Origin of the sequence: Frigidibacter albus, assembly GCF_009908165.1 — a bacterium.
Taxonomy (GTDB): domain Bacteria; phylum Pseudomonadota; class Alphaproteobacteria; order Rhodobacterales; family Rhodobacteraceae; genus Frigidibacter; species Frigidibacter albus.
Window position 1 is genome coordinate 18563 of sequence record NZ_JAAAUC010000018.1, and the last position, 15336, is coordinate 33898.

At 66.7% G+C, this 15336-nt stretch carries 15 protein-coding genes and 1 tRNA gene; 13 read left to right on the top strand and 3 right to left on the bottom strand.

Annotated elements, in window-relative coordinates:
* The first annotated feature begins 47 nt into the window (after positions 1 to 47).
* A complete protein-coding gene (locus tag GVY41_RS19010) occupies positions 48 to 524 on the top strand; it encodes a DUF2948 family protein (protein WP_161348551.1) in 477 nt (158 codons plus the stop codon).
* A gap of 45 nt (positions 525 to 569) precedes the next feature.
* Here GVY41_RS19010 and GVY41_RS19015 read toward each other — a convergent pair whose 3' ends face one another.
* On the bottom strand, positions 570 to 1676 hold the full coding sequence (locus tag GVY41_RS19015; protein ID WP_161348552.1) for a hypothetical protein: 1107 nt from the start codon (positions 1674 to 1676) through the stop codon (positions 570 to 572).
* A 391-nt stretch (positions 1677 to 2067) separates the two neighbouring features.
* Between GVY41_RS19015 and hisD the strand changes: the two genes are divergently transcribed.
* From hisD to GVY41_RS19075, 12 genes are all read left to right on the top strand, one after another.
* Positions 2068 to 3378, top strand: a complete 1311-nt coding sequence (gene hisD, locus GVY41_RS19020) for a histidinol dehydrogenase (RefSeq protein ID WP_161348553.1) — start codon at positions 2068 to 2070, stop codon at positions 3376 to 3378.
* Positions 3375 to 4271 (top strand): GIY-YIG nuclease family protein, encoded by an 897-nt coding sequence (locus GVY41_RS19025; RefSeq protein WP_161348554.1) that lies wholly within the window; start codon positions 3375 to 3377, stop codon positions 4269 to 4271. The genes hisD and GVY41_RS19025 overlap by 4 nt, the downstream gene beginning before the upstream one ends.
* Complete coding sequence (locus GVY41_RS19030) at positions 4268 to 4747, top strand: UPF0262 family protein (RefSeq protein WP_161348555.1); 480 nt, start codon at positions 4268 to 4270, stop codon at positions 4745 to 4747. The genes GVY41_RS19025 and GVY41_RS19030 overlap by 4 nt, the downstream gene beginning before the upstream one ends.
* 1 nt (position 4748) lies before the next feature.
* Positions 4749 to 5243, top strand: coding sequence for an arsenate-mycothiol transferase ArsC (locus GVY41_RS19035; protein ID WP_161348556.1), 495 nt, complete (start codon positions 4749 to 4751; stop codon positions 5241 to 5243).
* Positions 5240 to 5650 carry a ketosteroid isomerase-related protein gene (locus tag GVY41_RS19040; protein ID WP_161348557.1) on the top strand — a complete coding sequence of 137 codons (411 nt, stop codon included), beginning with the start codon at positions 5240 to 5242 and terminating at the stop codon, positions 5648 to 5650. The genes GVY41_RS19035 and GVY41_RS19040 overlap by 4 nt, the downstream gene beginning before the upstream one ends.
* Positions 5647 to 6240, top strand: coding sequence for a GNAT family N-acetyltransferase (locus GVY41_RS19045; RefSeq protein WP_161348558.1), 594 nt, complete (start codon positions 5647 to 5649; stop codon positions 6238 to 6240). Before GVY41_RS19040 ends, GVY41_RS19045 begins: the two co-directional genes overlap by 4 nt.
* A 33-nt stretch (positions 6241 to 6273) precedes the next feature.
* Entirely contained in the window at positions 6274 to 7167 is an 894-nt protein-coding gene (locus GVY41_RS19050) for a carbon-nitrogen hydrolase family protein (protein WP_161348559.1), read from the top strand.
* Between the two features lie 76 nt (positions 7168 to 7243).
* A complete protein-coding gene (gene infA, locus GVY41_RS19055; protein WP_007205486.1) occupies positions 7244 to 7462 on the top strand; it encodes a translation initiation factor IF-1 in 219 nt (72 codons plus the stop codon).
* Positions 7463 to 7472: 10 nt separating this feature from the next.
* Positions 7473 to 8045, top strand: coding sequence for a Maf family protein (locus GVY41_RS19060; RefSeq protein WP_161348564.1), 573 nt, complete (start codon positions 7473 to 7475; stop codon positions 8043 to 8045).
* Entirely contained in the window at positions 8042 to 9106 is a 1065-nt protein-coding gene (locus GVY41_RS19065) for a ribonuclease E/G (protein WP_161348560.1), read from the top strand. The genes GVY41_RS19060 and GVY41_RS19065 overlap by 4 nt, the downstream gene beginning before the upstream one ends.
* A complete protein-coding gene (locus GVY41_RS19070) occupies positions 9103 to 9300 on the top strand; it encodes a DNA gyrase inhibitor YacG (RefSeq protein WP_161348561.1) in 198 nt (65 codons plus the stop codon). Before GVY41_RS19065 ends, GVY41_RS19070 begins: the two co-directional genes overlap by 4 nt.
* Positions 9301 to 9440: 140 nt before the next feature.
* Positions 9441 to 9516, top strand: a tRNA-Phe gene (locus GVY41_RS19075).
* Positions 9517 to 9799: 283 nt separating this feature from the next.
* Here the strand turns inward: GVY41_RS19075 and GVY41_RS19080 are convergent.
* Both GVY41_RS19080 and GVY41_RS19085 read right to left on the bottom strand, forming a co-directional pair.
* Positions 9800 to 14905: a RecQ family ATP-dependent DNA helicase gene (locus GVY41_RS19080; RefSeq protein WP_161348562.1), complete on the bottom strand. Its 5106-nt coding sequence runs from the start codon at positions 14903 to 14905 to the stop codon at positions 9800 to 9802.
* A 324-nt stretch (positions 14906 to 15229) separates the two neighbouring features.
* The coding region (locus tag GVY41_RS19085; RefSeq protein WP_161656893.1) for a transposase domain-containing protein at positions 15230 to 15336 on the bottom strand (107 nt) is incomplete at its 5' end.

A 15336-nucleotide genomic window follows, 5' to 3' on the forward strand; every position in this document is an offset into this window, starting at 1 on the left:
GGGGACTGGGCGAGTGAAGGAACTGGGCGAGTGAGGGAACCAGCGACATGACCGATGCACGTTTCGAAGACGGCGCCGAAACCGCGCTGAGCCTGCTGGCGCAATCGCCCGAGGATCTACCGGTGATCTCGGCCCTGCTGCAGGACGCGGTGCTGCCCGCGTCAGAAATCCGCTGGGACCGCAGCGCGCGCAAGCTGGCGCTGCTGGTCAACCGCTTCCGCTGGGAAGACCGCGAGGCGGCCGAACGTGAGGGGCGGCCCTATGAACGGGTCCGCGCGCTGCTGGTGATCGGCGATGTGCAGCGCGTCGTCTCGCAAGGCGTGCCGCGCGGCGACGCCGATACCGTGCTGTCGATCCTGTCGCTGGACTGGCAGCCGGCCGAGGATGGCACCGGCCGGCTGGTGCTGGTGCTGGCCGGCGACGGCGCCATCGCGGCCGAGGTGGAATGCCTCGATCTGACCCTGCGCGATGTGACCCGGCCCTATCTGGCGCCCTCCCGCAAGGCCCCAGGCCACCCGGATTGACGCCTGTGCGATCTGCCCGCGGGTCTGGGCTGACCTCAGGGCCGCTCACGCACAGGCGGCGCGTTGGGGCACGATGCCTTCAAAACTCGTTTCCAGCGTCAGGGACGGATCCGGCTGCCCGTAATCGGCGGCTTTCTCCCACTCCTGCAAAAACAGGTCGGCCGCGCGCATCGGATAGGTCCCGTCGTAGAATATCCGGTTGCAAGGCGTTCGATCCGCAACCGATCTCAGATACTCGGCATAGGGACTGTCGTTGAACTTGAAACCGGACTCGACCATATACATCCTGTCGGTCTTGTTGCACACAATCATGTCGTGGGCATAACTGCCCGGCCCAAGGAGGATGCCCATGGCACTTGCAAAGCTGGCAATGCCGGCTTCGCGGGACCGGATCAGCCTTTCATGCAGATACTCGATAAGCTGATGGTCTGCGGGCGTATCCTTGCTGTGGACAGACGGCGACCTTTCGCGCGTGTGGCGCGCCCTGACATAGGCATGGAGCACCTGGGTGCCGACAGCCTGAATCCGGAACATCGTGAAATACTTCGAACCCTGGAATTCGATCCTCGTGTCGATATACTCGGTGTTATACCGCGTCGGATCGACGGCGTCGCCGGGCGCCAGCACGCGCGTTGCCTTTCCTGACCCGATCTCGCTGTTGCTGAAGACGATCGCTTCGGGCGATGCCTCATCTATCATCCGGGGCATCTGGATTCCGTTGGCAGACAGGTACTTGTTTGCCGTCCTCTTGTTGGAAATGATCGACCCCGCCCGCCGCGTGCAGAAGACGAACCCGGCCCGCCTTTCCGCGGCTGCCACCCTCTGCGTGTAGGGAAATGGCAGCTCTTCGTTGAACAGGTGAATGATGGCCGCATTTTTGTCGACAGCATGGCGGTCGAGGCCATCTTCATCCCAGACGAAGAAGCAATCCACCCCCTTCTCCGCCATTCTCTGCGTGAACCCGGGAAAATAATCCCATTGATAGACTTTCGCCTTCGCCCAGAATCCGAACCGTGTGAATCCGGTGATCACGATACGGCGGGGCCGGTTGGCCGGTGCGGCAATGCCGGGCAGCTGGCGAAACTGGTTGTCGATCCACGTGAGGTCCCGAGGTTTTATCCCCTCGGACAGCGGCGACTTGACAAATATCATCACTCAAAAACCTCGGCTTTGGCCGCCGTCCGCAAAAGCAAACCGGCCCCTGGAGAATCGCCCGTTTTGAAGAAATGATCAACCCGGCACATTAAAAAAACTGCTGGCCGAGGCCGAATACGGGCCGCCCCGGTTCCGGCAACCGTCGCTGCCTGGCGCCAACCCATCGAAATCAGAAGCAAGGCGCAGGTCAGCGAACGAGGCAAGTGAGACAGCCCTCGGCAAAGGCCCCATGACCCCGCCGCGAGCGCCTGGCAGGGCGCCGCCCCGCGCCCGAGCCCATCAGCTGCATCACAGCGCCGCGCCCCACCCCGCCCGACCCGGACCAGTCCTCGCTTGAGGCGCGCCCCCTGCCCCTGTAAGCGGTGGGCGACAGCCGCAGGAGTGCCCGATGCCCCAGTTCCTGACCACCTCCGAGCCCTCGTTCGAAACCGCCTTCACCGCGCTATTGGGCCTCAAGCGCGAGGATGCGCCCGATGTCGATGACGCCGTGGCCGCCATCATCGCCGATGTCCGCGCCCGCGGCGACGCCGCCGTCATCGAGCTGACCGCGAAATTCGACCGTCTGGACCTGACCTCCGCCACCCTCGCCTTCACCGCGGCCGAGATCGAGGCCGAATGCGCCAAGGTCTCGCCCGAGGACCGCGCCGCGCTGGAACTCGCCGCCGACCGCATCCGCGCCTACCACGCCCGCCAGCTGCCCGAGGATGCCTGCTGGCAGGACGAGCACGGCGCCACCCTCGGCTGGCGCTGGACGCCGGTCAGCGCCGCCGGGCTCTACGTTCCGGGCGGGCTCGCCTCCTACCCCTCCTCGGTGCTGATGAACGCCGTGCCCGCCCGCGTCGCCGGGGTCGAGCGGCTGGTGATCTGCTGCCCGACCCCCGGCGGCGTGGTCAACCCGCTGGTGCTGCTGGCCGCCCGCATCGCCGGGGTCGACACCATCTACCGCATCGGCGGCGCGCAGGCGATTGCGGCGCTGGCCTATGGCACCGAAACCATCGCCCCGGTGGACAAGATCACCGGCCCCGGCAATGCCTATGTCGCCGCCGCCAAGCGCCGGGTCTTCGGCCGCGTCGGCATCGACATGATCGCCGGCCCCTCGGAAATCCTGGTCATCGCCGATGCAGACAATGATCCCGACTGGATCGCGCTCGACCTGCTCAGCCAGGCCGAGCATGACGAAAGCGCCCAGTCGATCCTGATCACGGACGATGCCACCTTCGGCCGCGCCGTCGCTGCCGCCGTCGACAAGCGCCTTGAAACGCTGGAACGCCGTGCCATCGCCGGGGCCAGCTGGCTCAACAACGGCGCCATCATCATCACCCAGGACCTCGAGGAAGCCGCCCGGCTTTCCAACCGCATCGCCCCCGAACATCTGGAGCTTTGCGTGGCCGATCCCGACGCCCTCGCCACCCGCATCACCCATGCCGGCGCCATCTTTCTGGGAAGCTGGACGCCCGAAGCGATCGGTGATTACGTGGGCGGGCCGAACCATGTGCTGCCCACCGCACGCTCGGCGCGGTTCTCCAGCGGGTTGTCGGTCATGGATTTCGTCAAGCGCACCACCCTTGCCAAGATGACCCCCGGCGCGCTGGCCGCCATCGGCCCCGCCGCCGAACGCCTCGCCATATCCGAAAGCCTGCAGGCGCACGGGCTCTCGGTTCGCGCGCGGCTGGACCGGCTGAACGGGGGCGCGGAATGACCCCCCAAGGGCGTTCGCTCGAACTGTTTTTCGTTGACGGCCGACCGGGTGGGCTTACCACGGCAGAGGTCTTCAACTGGACGGGCCATGTCCTGAGAATTCCGCGCACCGAGATTGTTCGCGGGCTCTCTCGCGAGCAGGCGAAATTCACCGGCGTCTATCTGTTACTCGGTGAGCATGAGGGGCGTCCTTACGCCTATGTGGGTGAGGGCGAGGAGGTTGCCGAACGCATCCGCTCGCATGACGCAAAGCGAGATTGGTGGAGCGAGGCAGTGATCATCACCACGCTCTCTAACAACCTGCACAAGGCCCATGTGAAATACCTCGAGGCGCGAATCGTCGAAAAGGCTCGAGCCGCCGCGGTGAGCAATCTGGAAAATGGAAACACCCCTCCCCGCTCAAGCCTGAGCGAGGCCGCAGTCGCGAATATGGAGGAGTTCCTCAGCACACTCGATATCGCACTGGCCGCCCTCGGCATCGACCTCATGAATGATCGTCGCCGTCGCGCCGTGGTCAGCGCGGCGGTCGGAACGACAGCCCAACAGATGTTCGCGCAGCCTAGGTTTGAATGTGTCGGTGAGAAAGGTGCGCTCCGCGCCCATGCACTGCTAGATGGTGAGGTCTTCAGCGTTCAGGCTGGCTCGATGGCCCGAAGCTCGTGGGTTGGCATCGAGGGCGGCTACAAACCACTCTATAGCAAGCTGGTTGAAACCGGCGTGATCGTGAACGACGGCGCATCTAGGAAGTTCGCAGACAGTTATGCGTTCAGCAGTCCATCCGCAGCAGCAGCCGTTGTCCTCGGGCGCGCGGCGAATGGTCGGTTGGAGTGGAAGATGGCAGATGGCCGTTCCTACGCAGAGTGGGAGCGGGAAATGTTGGGAGCAGTGGAATGACCCGCATCTGCCGCATCGAGATCGACGATTCGGGCCTGCCCGCGCCGACGCCGGAGATCGAGCAGGAGCGCCGGGTGGCGATCTTCGATCTGCTGGAAGACAACAGCTTCGCCCTTCCCGGGCGCGGCGGCGCCCCCGCGCCCGACGGCCCCTTCGTGCTGGCCCTTGCCATGCGCGAAGGCCGGCTGGTGTTCGACACCACCACCGAAGCCGGGGCCAAGGCCGCCGAGTTCCATCTGTCGATGGGGCCGTTCCGGCAGGCGGTGAAGGACTATTTCCAGATCTGCGCCAGCTATTTCGAGGCGGTCAAGCGCCTGCCCCCCAGCCAGATCGAGGCCATCGACATGGCCCGCCGCGGCATCCACAACGAGGGCGCGCGGATCTTGCAAGAACGGCTGGAGGGCAAGGCAGAGCTGGACATCGACACCGCCCGGCGCCTCTTCACCCTGATCTGCGTCCTCAATACCGGGAGCTGATTTGGCCAGACCGCTGCCCACCTCTGTGCTGTTCTGCTGCGACCATAATGCGGTCCGCTCGCCGATGGCCGAGGGGCTGATGAAAAAGCTGTTCGGCGACAAGGTCTATGTGCAGTCGGTGGGCGTCAAAAGCGACCTCGAGGTGGACGGCTTCGCCGTCGCCGTCTGCGCCGAGATCGGGGTCCATCTGGACCGCCACCGCACCCGCAGCTTCGACCAGATGCAGGACTGGGGCGATGACCTGTCGGGCTTCGATCTGGTGGTGGCGCTGTCCCCCGCCAGCCAGCGCCGGGCGCTGGACCTGACGCGCTTCTATCATCTCGATGTCGAGTACTGGCCGATCCTCGACCCCACCGGCCTTGCCGAAGGGCGCGAGGGCAAGCTGGCCGCCTATCGCCAGACGCTCGACCAGATCCGCGACCGCATTCTGGGCCGGTTCGGCCCGGTGCCCGAACAGGCCCCGATGGGCCAGCAAAGCAAGGAGACAGGGACATGACCGTTGATGCAGGCGCCGTGATCGCCGCCTATTACCGCGCCTTCAATGCCGGCGATGCGACCGGGATGCTGGCGCTGCTGGCCGATGACGTGGAACACCATGTCAACGAAGGCGGCATCCGCCGCGGCAAGGCGCTGTTTGCGGAATTCTGCGGCCATATGGGCGTCAGCTACCGCGAGACGCTGACCGATATCGTGATCTTCTCCGCCCCGGACGGCACCCGCGCCGCCGCCGAATTCACCGTGAACGGCGAATACCTGCAAACCGACCCCGGCCTGCCCGAGGCCAAGGGCCAGCGCTACATCCTGCCCGCCGGCACCTTCTTCGCGCTTCGGGACGGGCTCATCACCCGCGTGACCACCTATTACAACCTGTCGGACTGGGTGAAGCAGGTCTCGGTAGCATGAGCAGCGATGTGCAGGTCCGGGTGCTGACCGGCGCGGCGCTCGATGCCGCGCTCGATGATGTCGCCCGCCTGCGCATGGCGGTGTTCCGCGACTGGCCCTATCTCTACGAGGGTACGCTGGAGTATGAGCGCGTCTACCTGCGCAACTACCAGACCTCGGAAAATTCCGTGCTGGTGGGTGCCTTCGACGGCGATGACCTGATCGGCGCCTCGACCGGCGCCCCGATGGAGGATCACGCCGGCGAGTTCTCCGCCGCCTTCTCGGGCACCGGGCTGGCGCTGGAGGATATCTTCTACTGCGCGGAATCGGTGCTGCTGCCCGAATACCGCGGCCGCGGCCTCGGCCATGCCTTCTTCGACGCGCGCGAGACCCATGCCCGCGCCCTCGGCCGCGCCAGATCCGCCTTCTGCTCGGTGGTCCGCCCCGAGGATCACCCGGCCCGGCCCGCAGGTTACCGCACCCTCGATGCCTTCTGGCGTGGCCGCGGTTACGCCCCCCTGCCCGGCGCCGTCGCGCAGTTCAGCTGGACGGATGTCGGCGACAGCTATGACAGCCGCAAGCCGCTGCAATTCTGGATCCGGGATCTCTGACCCCTGCCCTGCCCCGCCGCAAAGGACACCGCCATGAAGATCGCCGCCGCCGCCTACCCGCTGGACTGGTTCGATGACTGGCAGGGCTATGAGGACAAGCTGACAGCCTGGGTGGCCGAGGCCGCAGGCCAAGGCGCCGAGCTTCTGGTCTTCCCCGAATACGGCGCGATGGAGCTGGCCAGCCTCGGCGGGGCCGAGGTCGCGGCGGATCTCGAGGCCGCCATCCGCATGGTCGCGCAGCACGGGCCCGCGGCGGATGCGCTGCAGGGCCGGCTCGCGCGTATGTATGACATACATATCCTTTCCGCATCGAAACCATATTACCCGGACCCCAGCTCCCGCCCCGTCAACCGCGCCAGCCTGTTCGGCCCGCAAGGGCTGATCGGCCATCAGGACAAGGTGATGATGACCAGGTTCGAGCGTGAGGATTGGGATGTGGTGGCGGGTGGCAGCCTGACCGTGTTCGACACCGAGCTTGGGAAGATCGGCGTAACCATCTGCTACGACAGCGAATTTCCTCTGCTGGCACGGGCGCTGGCAGAGGCGGGGGTGGAAATCCTGCTCTCCCCCTCCTGCACCGACACCCTCGCCGGCTTCACCCGCGTCCGCGTCGGCTCCATGGCCCGCGCCCTCGAAAACCAATGCGTCGTCGTCCACGCCCCCACCGTCGGCCTTGTCCCCTGGTGCCCCCCGGTCGATGAAAACATAGGCCGTGCAAGCATTTACGGCCCGCCCGACCGGGGCTGGCCCGAGACCGGGATTCTCGCCGAGGGGGCCCTCAACGCCCCCGGCTGGGTCTATGCCGACATCTCGCTCGACCTCGTCCGCCGCAGCCGCGCCGATGGCGGTGTGATGCCCTTTGCCCACTGGCCCGAACAGGCCGCCGCCGCCGCCCATGTCACATTCACAGGCCGGGAACCGCAATAAGCCTTGAATTGTTGCCCGGGTAGGAGCATTTAAGCGGCGCCCGCCGAACAGGCGGGTGTTTCAAGACGGAGTGACCATGGCCAAGGAAGAACTGCTCGAATTCCCAGGCGTCGTGAAGGAACTCCTGCCGAACGCGACATTCAGGGTCGAGCTGGAAAACGGCCATGAGATCATCGCACATACGGCAGGCAAGATGCGCAAGAACCGCATCCGCGTTCTCGCGGGCGACAAGGTGCAGGTCGAGATGACCCCCTATGACCTGACCAAGGGGCGGATCAATTACCGCTTCAAGTAAGACCGGGCCGCTGCTGATCCTGGGATCGGCCAGCCCGCGCCGGAAGGAAATTCTGGCGCAACTGGGCATCACGCCCGACGCGGTGCGCGCCCCCGACATCGACGAAGACCCGCGCCGGGGCGAGCTGCCCCGCCCCTATTGCGAGCGCATTGCCCGCGAAAAGGTGCTGGCCGTTCAGGCGGGCGCCGATGATATCGTGCTGTGCGCCGACACGACCGTCGCGCTTGGCCGCCGTATCCTTGGCAAGCCGCGCGATGCGGGCGAAGCGGCGGAATTCCTGCTCGCCATGTCCGGCCGGCGCCACCGGGTGCTGACCGCGGTGGCGGTGCGGCGCGGCGCGCAAGTGTGGGAGCGACTGGTAGAGACTGTGGTGAAGATGAAACCGATTTCCGATACCGAACTGAACGGCTATCTCGCCACCGGCGACTGGCAGGGCAAGGCAGGGGCCTATGGCATCCAGGGGCCGGCCGGGGCGTTCTTCCCGTGGATCCAGGGCAGCTATTCGGCGGTGATGGGCCTGCCCGTCACCGAAACTGCGCATCTGCTGGCTGCGGCGGGCTATCCGGTCTGGGGGCGCGCATGAAGGGCCGGGTTGTGGTTCTGGGCAGCCTGCGCGGCCGCGAGGCCGCGGCGCTGCTGGTCGATGGCCGGCTGGAGGATCTGCTGATCGAGCCGGGCGAGACCGCGCCCCCCGGCGTCGGCGCGATTTTCCGCGCCGTGGTCGACCGGCAGATGAAGGGTCAGGGCGGGGTTTTCGTGAGACTCCCCAATGGCTTGAAGGGCTTTCTTCGGGAAACCGGCGGGCTCGCCCCCGGCCAGACGCTGCTGGTGCAGATCTCGGGCCACGCCGAACCCGGCAAGGCGCTGCCGGTCAGCCTGCGCCTCTTGTTCAAGTCGCGCCTCGCCATCGTCACCCCCGGCGTGCCCGGCCTCAACCTCTCGCGCCGGGTGCGCGAGACGGACGAGCGGGCGCGGCTGGAGGCTGTTGCCGCCGCCGCCATGGCCGGCTGCGAGTTCGGACTGATCGTCCGCTCTGCCGCCGAAGGCATGGACGAGGCCGAGCTGGCCGAAGACATCGCCGCCGTCCGGGCGCTGGCCGAGGCGGTCAGCGAGGATCTGACCGGCGGCCCCGAGCTGCTGGTCGATGCCGCCGGCCCGCATGAAACCGCCTGGCGCGATTGGGCCGATCCCGCGCCCGACGAGGTCGCCGAGGGCGAGACCGCCTTTGCCGATCACGGCGTCGAGGATCTGGTGCTGGACCTCCTGGACCCGGTGGTGCCGCTGCCCGGCGGCGGCTCCATGGCCGTGGAACCGACCCGCGCGCTGGTCGCGGTAGACGTGAACACCGGCGCCGATACCTCGCCTGCCGCGGGGCTGAAGGCCAATATCGCCGCCGCCCGCGACCTGCCCCGCCAGCTGCGCCTGCGCGGGCTTGGCGGCCAGATCGCCGTGGATTTTGCGCCGATGCCGAAGAAGGACCGCGCCACGCTGGAACAGCAGCTCCGTGCCGCCTTCCGCGCCGAGGGGGCCGAAACCAGCCTCGCCGGCTGGACCCCGCTGGGGCTGTTCGAGCTGCAGCGCAAGCGCGCCCGCCAGCCGCTGACAGAGGTGCTGGCCGAGGTGATGAAGGAGACCCGCGCATGAGCTGCCCGATCTGCGCCAAGACGACGGACGAGAAATACCGCCCCTTCTGCTCGCGCCGCTGCGCCGATATCGACCTCGGCCGCTGGCTGACCGGCAGCTACGTCATCCCCGGCGAGGCGCTGGAAGAGGACGAGGCGGCGCTTTCGTTGCCGGATGAGGACGCGGACGAGCCGGCCCGGCGCAAGCCCCACTGAACCTCTCCGGGCTTGCAGAGGGAAACCGCACGGGGCCGCCGAAATTTGCGCAGAACCCACTGGACAGCCCCCGCCCCTTCCCCTAATACCGCGCCACCAAGGCAGACATGCCCCCGGCTGATCCCTATGATCGCCCCGGCGCCCGGATAGCTCAGTTGGTAGAGCAGCGGATTGAAAATCCGCGTGTCGGCGGTTCGAATCCGTCTCCGGGCACCACTTAAGTCTCTGAAAACAAGCGGATAAAAACTGCGGGTTCAACCGCAAAGACTGTTGCGACTGCGGCGGGGACACAGCGGGGACACAGCAACGTTCTCCACATGTTTCTGAATGTCGGGCGGCGGTGAGCGAAGAAACTCACGGAACCACCCTTGACGAGGCCGAGTCTCGGCCGAGAAAGGTCGCGGGAGCAAGAAGCGGTCAGGGACAACTGCCCTTTGAGCCACGGCGAGCGAGAACCGGGGCCCTGCGCCGGTTGACGATGGACCACCGTTACGTTGGCTCAGTCGAACACCAGCTCCGGCAGGACCGCTTCCCACTCCTCCCGGCGGATATGGGCGCGGTATTCCTCCTTGTTGTCAGACTTGCGCCAGCGCACGATCGCGCCGACTTCGCCGCGAAGGAACGTCCTGTTGCGCGGGGGCGACCAGGACTTTGCCATACGCCCGAGCTTGGCGCCGTGCGCGTCTTTGATCAGCCATGCCTCCCCCTCTGCGACTAGGTGAACCCGGTCGCCGACGCTGGCTGCGGCGATGGCTGCGAGCGAGGTATCTCCCGTCCGCAGCCGGCCCGGCCAGGACAGATCCACCAGCTTCAGGCTGGGCATCTCGTAGGCGTAGCTCGCAGGCATCGCGCTGTCCCGGTCCGGACTCACCTTCCGGTGCAGCACATGGCCCTCGCCGCGCTTCAGGATCGTGTGCGCTCCGCTGGCCATGATCGCAAGGCTGCGGCGGGCACGGGTCATGGCGACGTAGAACAGGCGGCGCGGCGCATCGGTATCTTCGCCGGCCGAGAGCGCGTCCCAGCTGCCGTTCAGGATCACCACATCGTCGAACTCCAGCCCCTTGGCCCGGTGCGCGGTCAGCAGCAGCAACCCGCGCTGCTCACTGCGGGTGTCGCGGCCCCACTCGGCGAACCATTCCACCAGGTCGGGCACCGGCATGGTCTTGTCGGCGAGCTCACGGGCCAGCGCAGCGACGCCCTCGGCGATCAGGTCGCTCCAGCGGTTGCGGTGCAGCGTGTTGACGATTTGAACGAGGTCGGCGATCCCCAGGAGGCTCGCCGGATCCCGCCGCATCGCGGCCACGAAGGCCTGCATCTCGCGCAGGCGCCAGATGTTCGGCAGGCTCTCATTGGCCATCTCGACCGGGATGCCAAGCGCCTCGGCATAGGCACGCACCGGCGCGAGCCTGCGCCAATCGCGGGAGATGATGGCGGCCCGGCTCCAGCTCCACCCCGGATCGAGCCGTGACAGCCGCACCAGCTCATCCAGCGCCGCCATCGCCTGTTCCGCATCGCCGGGCGGAGCATCAAGCACCTGCACCCGCCCCTGCGCGACGGGATCGAGCGCCGCCATCTCGCCTCCCGGCGCGGCCTTGCTGCGCTTGCGGTCGACGGTGATGTCATGGCCGGCCTTCATCCGCTCTGCCGCCGGGGTGATGACGGCATTGGCGGCTTCGATGATGTGGAGCGTGGATCGGTAGTTCTCGGTCAGGAACTCTGCCCTGGCTTTGTAATCGGCCTCGAACTGCCGGATGTAGCGGATCGACGCGCCGGCGAAAGCGTAGATGTTCTGGTCGTCATCCCCCACGGCGAACACGCTGAGCCGCAGGTCGGGATCTTCCAGCGAGCGGCCGGCGACCGCGGCGATCAGCGCGTATTCCTCGGGGCCGATATCCTGGTATTCGTCCACGAGGATCCAGCGATAGCCCTGGATCAGCGTGTCGCGCTGCGCCTCGGCTTCGGCCTTGCCGAGACCCTCGCCATTCAGGAGGCGCACCGCTTCCATCACGATGCCATCGAAATCGCGCGCCTCCGCCGAGGCGCCGGCGAAGCTTGCGCCGACCAGGCGCATCGCCAGCGCGTGGCAGGTGGAGACGGTGACGTGGTTCGCTTCATCGCCGATCAGGTGGCGCAGCCGGGCGCGGATCTCGGCGGCGGCATGGCGGTTGTAGCTGAGCACCAGGATCTCGCGCGGATCTTCGCGCTTCACCCGGATCAGATATGCAATGCGGTGGACCAGCACGCGGGTCTTGCCTGACCCGGGCCCCGCAAGCACCAGCACGTTGGTCTGCTCGCGGTCATCCGACACGATCTTCTGCTGCACCGGATTGCCGAGCGCATCGACGATGGTCTTCCAGGAGGTGCCGGTGGTCTGGCGCCGGATCTCCACGCCCTTGCCGGGCATCCAGCGGCGCAGGAAGGCATCGCGGTCCAGCACAAAGTAGTCTTCGGACAGGCGCTGCGCCTGATCCATCGCGGCCAGCCCCTTTTCCGCATAGGCCGCCATCACATGGGTCTGGATCGTCTGCTCGGCGTAATGCTCCTCCAGCGGGATGAAGTCCTTCTGGGTGAATGCGCGCGGCTCCGGGTTCAGATGGACCGTCATTGCCGGGCGGAAGACGGTCAGCCCCTTTCCGAGCGAGATCACCTCTTGCTCATGCAGCCACAGCAGCCCGCGCTCCATCAGCTTGGTCATGTCCTGCACGCCGCTGCCGCGCAGGAAGGCGTCCCCGGTCAGGGTGGCGAGCAGATTGCCCATCGTCGTCTCGACCTGAATGTCCTTGCCGCGGGTGCCCTTGCTGACCTTGCCCAGCAGATGGGCCATCAGCAGCTCTGCCGCCTGTCGCCGCAGGGTGGCGGTCTGTTCCAATGCCGCCCAGGACCGTTGCAGCGTCACCTGCAGGGTGTTGCGCGATGCCTTGCGCAGGCGGATGTTGCCCCGGCCGCCATCCTGGTCACGGCCATCGCGGGCGATGCCCCGCAGCAGCCGCTCGAGGATATCCGGCCGCACGGCCGCGTGGCCCGCATCGCGGAGCGCCTGACAGGTCTCGGACAGGTGCAGCGGGATGCCCCCCGCAGACTCGGCATCCGGATCGGCCTCGCGCATCATGGCGATCATGTCTAGCTCGAGCCGCGAGGCCAGCTCGAATCGCTGACGGGACTGGCCCTCGACCCCGACATGGACGCGCGCGGTGACGACCAGATCGTTCATTGCGATGCCCAGAACCTCCAGATCGGCCATCGCCTTGTTCAGCCCGCCTCCCGTCAGGCCGCTGACGCCGCTCAGCTCATCGGTAGAGACGCCCTGATCGGCCGGCGCGTTCATCAGGTGCTGGACGATGGCCAGCAACTGCGCGCAGCGCGTGCCGGTGATGTTCGCCTTCGAGAGGATGCCACCGACCTCCTCCAGCGTGCGGATCCGCAGCGAGGACGGGAAGACCTGAACGCGGTTCTCCTCGCGGGTCAGAAGTGTCGCCTCCTCCAGCCAGGACACGGCGGTCTTGACGCGGGTGTCATCGGTCGCGCTGTCGCGCTCGAACTCCTGGTCGCGTTCGGCCCGGACAATCTCACCGGCCGTCGCCACGACCTCGCCCTTCTTCTTGCCGCGCTCGTCCAGCCGCCGCAGCGCCTTGAGGATCGCTCCGATCTCGTGCCGGGCAAGCCGCGAGCGGGCAGAGAGCGAGAACTGCCGCTCTACATCCTCGGAGGCGAACAGCAGCACGCAATTGGCATGGGCGCGGTCCCGGCCGGCGCGGCCCGCTTCCTGCAGGTAGTTCTCCAGCGATCCGGGAATGTCACCGTGGATGACCAGGCGGATGTCGGGCTTGTCGATCCCCATGCCAAAGGCGTTGGTCGCGGCGATGATCCGCAAGGCGCCGATGCGGAAGCGTTCCTGCACGTCGCGCTTCTCGTCGGCGGTCAGACCCGCATGGAAACGCTCGGCCAGCAGGCCCTGCTGCTTGAGGAAATCCGCCACGCGCTCTGTCTCGCCGCGCGTCGCGCAATAGATCACCGCGCCCGACGCGCCCTCCTGCGGTAGCTTGGCCTCGATCACGTCGAGGATGTCGGTCAGCTTGGTGTTCCGCTGCGTCTCGCGCACCTCGAAGCTGAGGTTGGTGCGCACCGCGCCGCCATCGAGCAGCATCAAATCGGCCCCCAGGCGCGTCTGGAAGTGCTCGCAGATATCCCGCACCACCTCGGGCTTGGCGGTCGCGGTCAGGCACAGCACCGGCGCCGGCGCCGGTGGAAGATCGCCCGAGAACTCCTTGATAAAGCGCGAGATGTAGCGGTAATCCGGCCGGAAATCGTGGCCCCATTTCGACACGCAATGCGCCTCGTCCAGCACCCAGAGCCCGACCTCGCGCTGCGCCAGGACGGACCGCACGGAGCTGCTGCGCAGCTGCTCGGGCGAGATCAGCAGCATCGCCGCCTCGCCCATCCGCACCTGGTCCATCGCGTTCTGGCGCTCCGGCATCGACAGCATGCCGTTGATGGTGACAGCGGAGGAGATGCCCGCCCGCTCCATCCCCTGCACCTGATCGGACATCAGCGCGACCAAGGGGGAGATCACCACCGTTAGCGCCCCGGTCTTGTCGAACTTCGACAGCGCCGGGATCTGGTAGCAGACCGACTTGCCGGTGCCGGTCGGCAAGATGCCAAGGATGCTCGCGCCGTGCATCGCCTCGTCCACGATCCGCTCTTGCAGGGGGCGGCCCATGTCGTCCACCGGCTGCGGACGGAAGGCATCGAAGCCGAACCACCGCGACAGAGCGCGCACGGGATCGTTCTTCTCGCGGCACCAGGCGCAGTCCGGGCTGTCGCAATCGGTGTCGCGCAGATGGCGCACGATCAGCGCTGCCTCGCGGAACCGCATCCGCACCCAGGGTGGCATGACGGACTCGCCCCCCGCCACGGTGATCCAGGACAGCGCATAGGCCATCGGCCAGCCCAGTTGCGGGCTGGAGAGCCGACCCAGCGTCTGTTCCACCCGGTGCCCGCAGGCGCGGTCGTCAAGCATCCTCAGGATGGCTGTTTCCGCTGCCGGGGCCGTTGGTGCCTCTGCGCCGCGGACATGGCGGAACAAGGCGTCGAAGCCCGCGGCGCCCTCCGCCCGGGTGGTCAGGAAATGGTAGGCGGTCAGGGCGTAGGGGTCTTCCACATTCAGCCGTTCGAACGCGGCAAGCTGGTTCTCAAGCACTTGGAAGACCAGAAGTGCGTCCAGCTCGGGATCATTCACATGGCCTGCCTGAAGGCGCCCGTCCTGATAGTGTTTGACCAGATGGTGGTAGGGATTGCGCGGGAAGGCGAGCGGGTTCAGCCACAGCGTGTCGATGGGCGAGGCGGCCAGCCGGTGCAGACGCGGCCGGGCTGCCGCAAGGTGCGGCAGGTCATGCTGCAGGATGTTGTGCCCGATCAGATGGTCCGCGCCCTCCAGAGCCGCCTCCAGCCGGTCCAGCGCTGTGGCCAAGTCGCCCTTGCGCGACAGGATGGGTGGGGCTCCATCGGCCCGAACGGCCGCCAGCGCAAAGATCCGCGCGGTTCGAGGGTCAACCTCCAGATCGACAGACACGCAGCACGCCAGAAACCTGTTCAGCGGGTCAGGCATCGAGCCGAAATTATCCAGAGCAATCATACGGTAGAACAGACACCGATCATTGTCGCGCGACAAGAGAAACATCGATGCAGGGAGAGCTTCGGGGCATGGCGTTGGTGCAGCGTCACGACGGCAACCGTCGCCATAGAGACTCTGACCACGGCCTGGGGTTACTCGTCGCCCGTGCAGACCGCTGTTGCACGCGGGGCGCGCGGGGGCGTGTGGTGTCCGTCGAAGCGTGAAAACGGCAGTAACCGACGTTACGGACGCGTTACAAACGGGTTACAGCACAACCAATTGAAAAGGTTGTAGTAAAGTAAGCGTCCGGCCTGACCGCTATCGGTTCCAGCGCCAGGGCAGCAGGTCGTCGACCTTTGTGATCTTGTAGTCTGGGATGCGGGCTAGGGTGTCGGCGAGCCAGGCTTGGGGATCGACGGCATTGA

What these genes read in the sequence shown, in the direction of transcription:
- GVY41_RS19070 (WP_161348561.1), top strand. Translation starts at nt 9,103, where the DNA reads ATGAGCTGCCCGATCTGCGCCAAGACGACGGACGAGAAATACCGCCCC.
- GVY41_RS19010 (WP_161348551.1), top strand. Translation starts at nt 48, where the DNA reads ATGACCGATGCACGTTTCGAAGACGGCGCCGAAACCGCGCTGAGCCTG.
- infA (WP_007205486.1), top strand. Translation starts at nt 7,244, where the DNA reads ATGGCCAAGGAAGAACTGCTCGAATTCCCAGGCGTCGTGAAGGAACTC.
- GVY41_RS19045 (WP_161348558.1), top strand. Translation starts at nt 5,647, where the DNA reads ATGAGCAGCGATGTGCAGGTCCGGGTGCTGACCGGCGCGGCGCTCGAT.
- GVY41_RS19040 (WP_161348557.1), top strand. Translation starts at nt 5,240, where the DNA reads ATGACCGTTGATGCAGGCGCCGTGATCGCCGCCTATTACCGCGCCTTC.
- GVY41_RS19065 (WP_161348560.1), top strand. Translation starts at nt 8,042, where the DNA reads ATGAAGGGCCGGGTTGTGGTTCTGGGCAGCCTGCGCGGCCGCGAGGCC.
- GVY41_RS19030 (WP_161348555.1), top strand. Translation starts at nt 4,268, where the DNA reads ATGACCCGCATCTGCCGCATCGAGATCGACGATTCGGGCCTGCCCGCG.
- GVY41_RS19025 (WP_161348554.1), top strand. Translation starts at nt 3,375, where the DNA reads ATGACCCCCCAAGGGCGTTCGCTCGAACTGTTTTTCGTTGACGGCCGA.
- hisD (WP_161348553.1), top strand. Translation starts at nt 2,068, where the DNA reads ATGCCCCAGTTCCTGACCACCTCCGAGCCCTCGTTCGAAACCGCCTTC.
- GVY41_RS19080 (WP_161348562.1), bottom strand. Translation starts at nt 14,905, where the DNA reads ATGCCTGACCCGCTGAACAGGTTTCTGGCGTGCTGCGTGTCTGTCGAT.
- GVY41_RS19050 (WP_161348559.1), top strand. Translation starts at nt 6,274, where the DNA reads ATGAAGATCGCCGCCGCCGCCTACCCGCTGGACTGGTTCGATGACTGG.
- GVY41_RS19015 (WP_161348552.1), bottom strand. Translation starts at nt 1,676, where the DNA reads ATGATATTTGTCAAGTCGCCGCTGTCCGAGGGGATAAAACCTCGGGAC.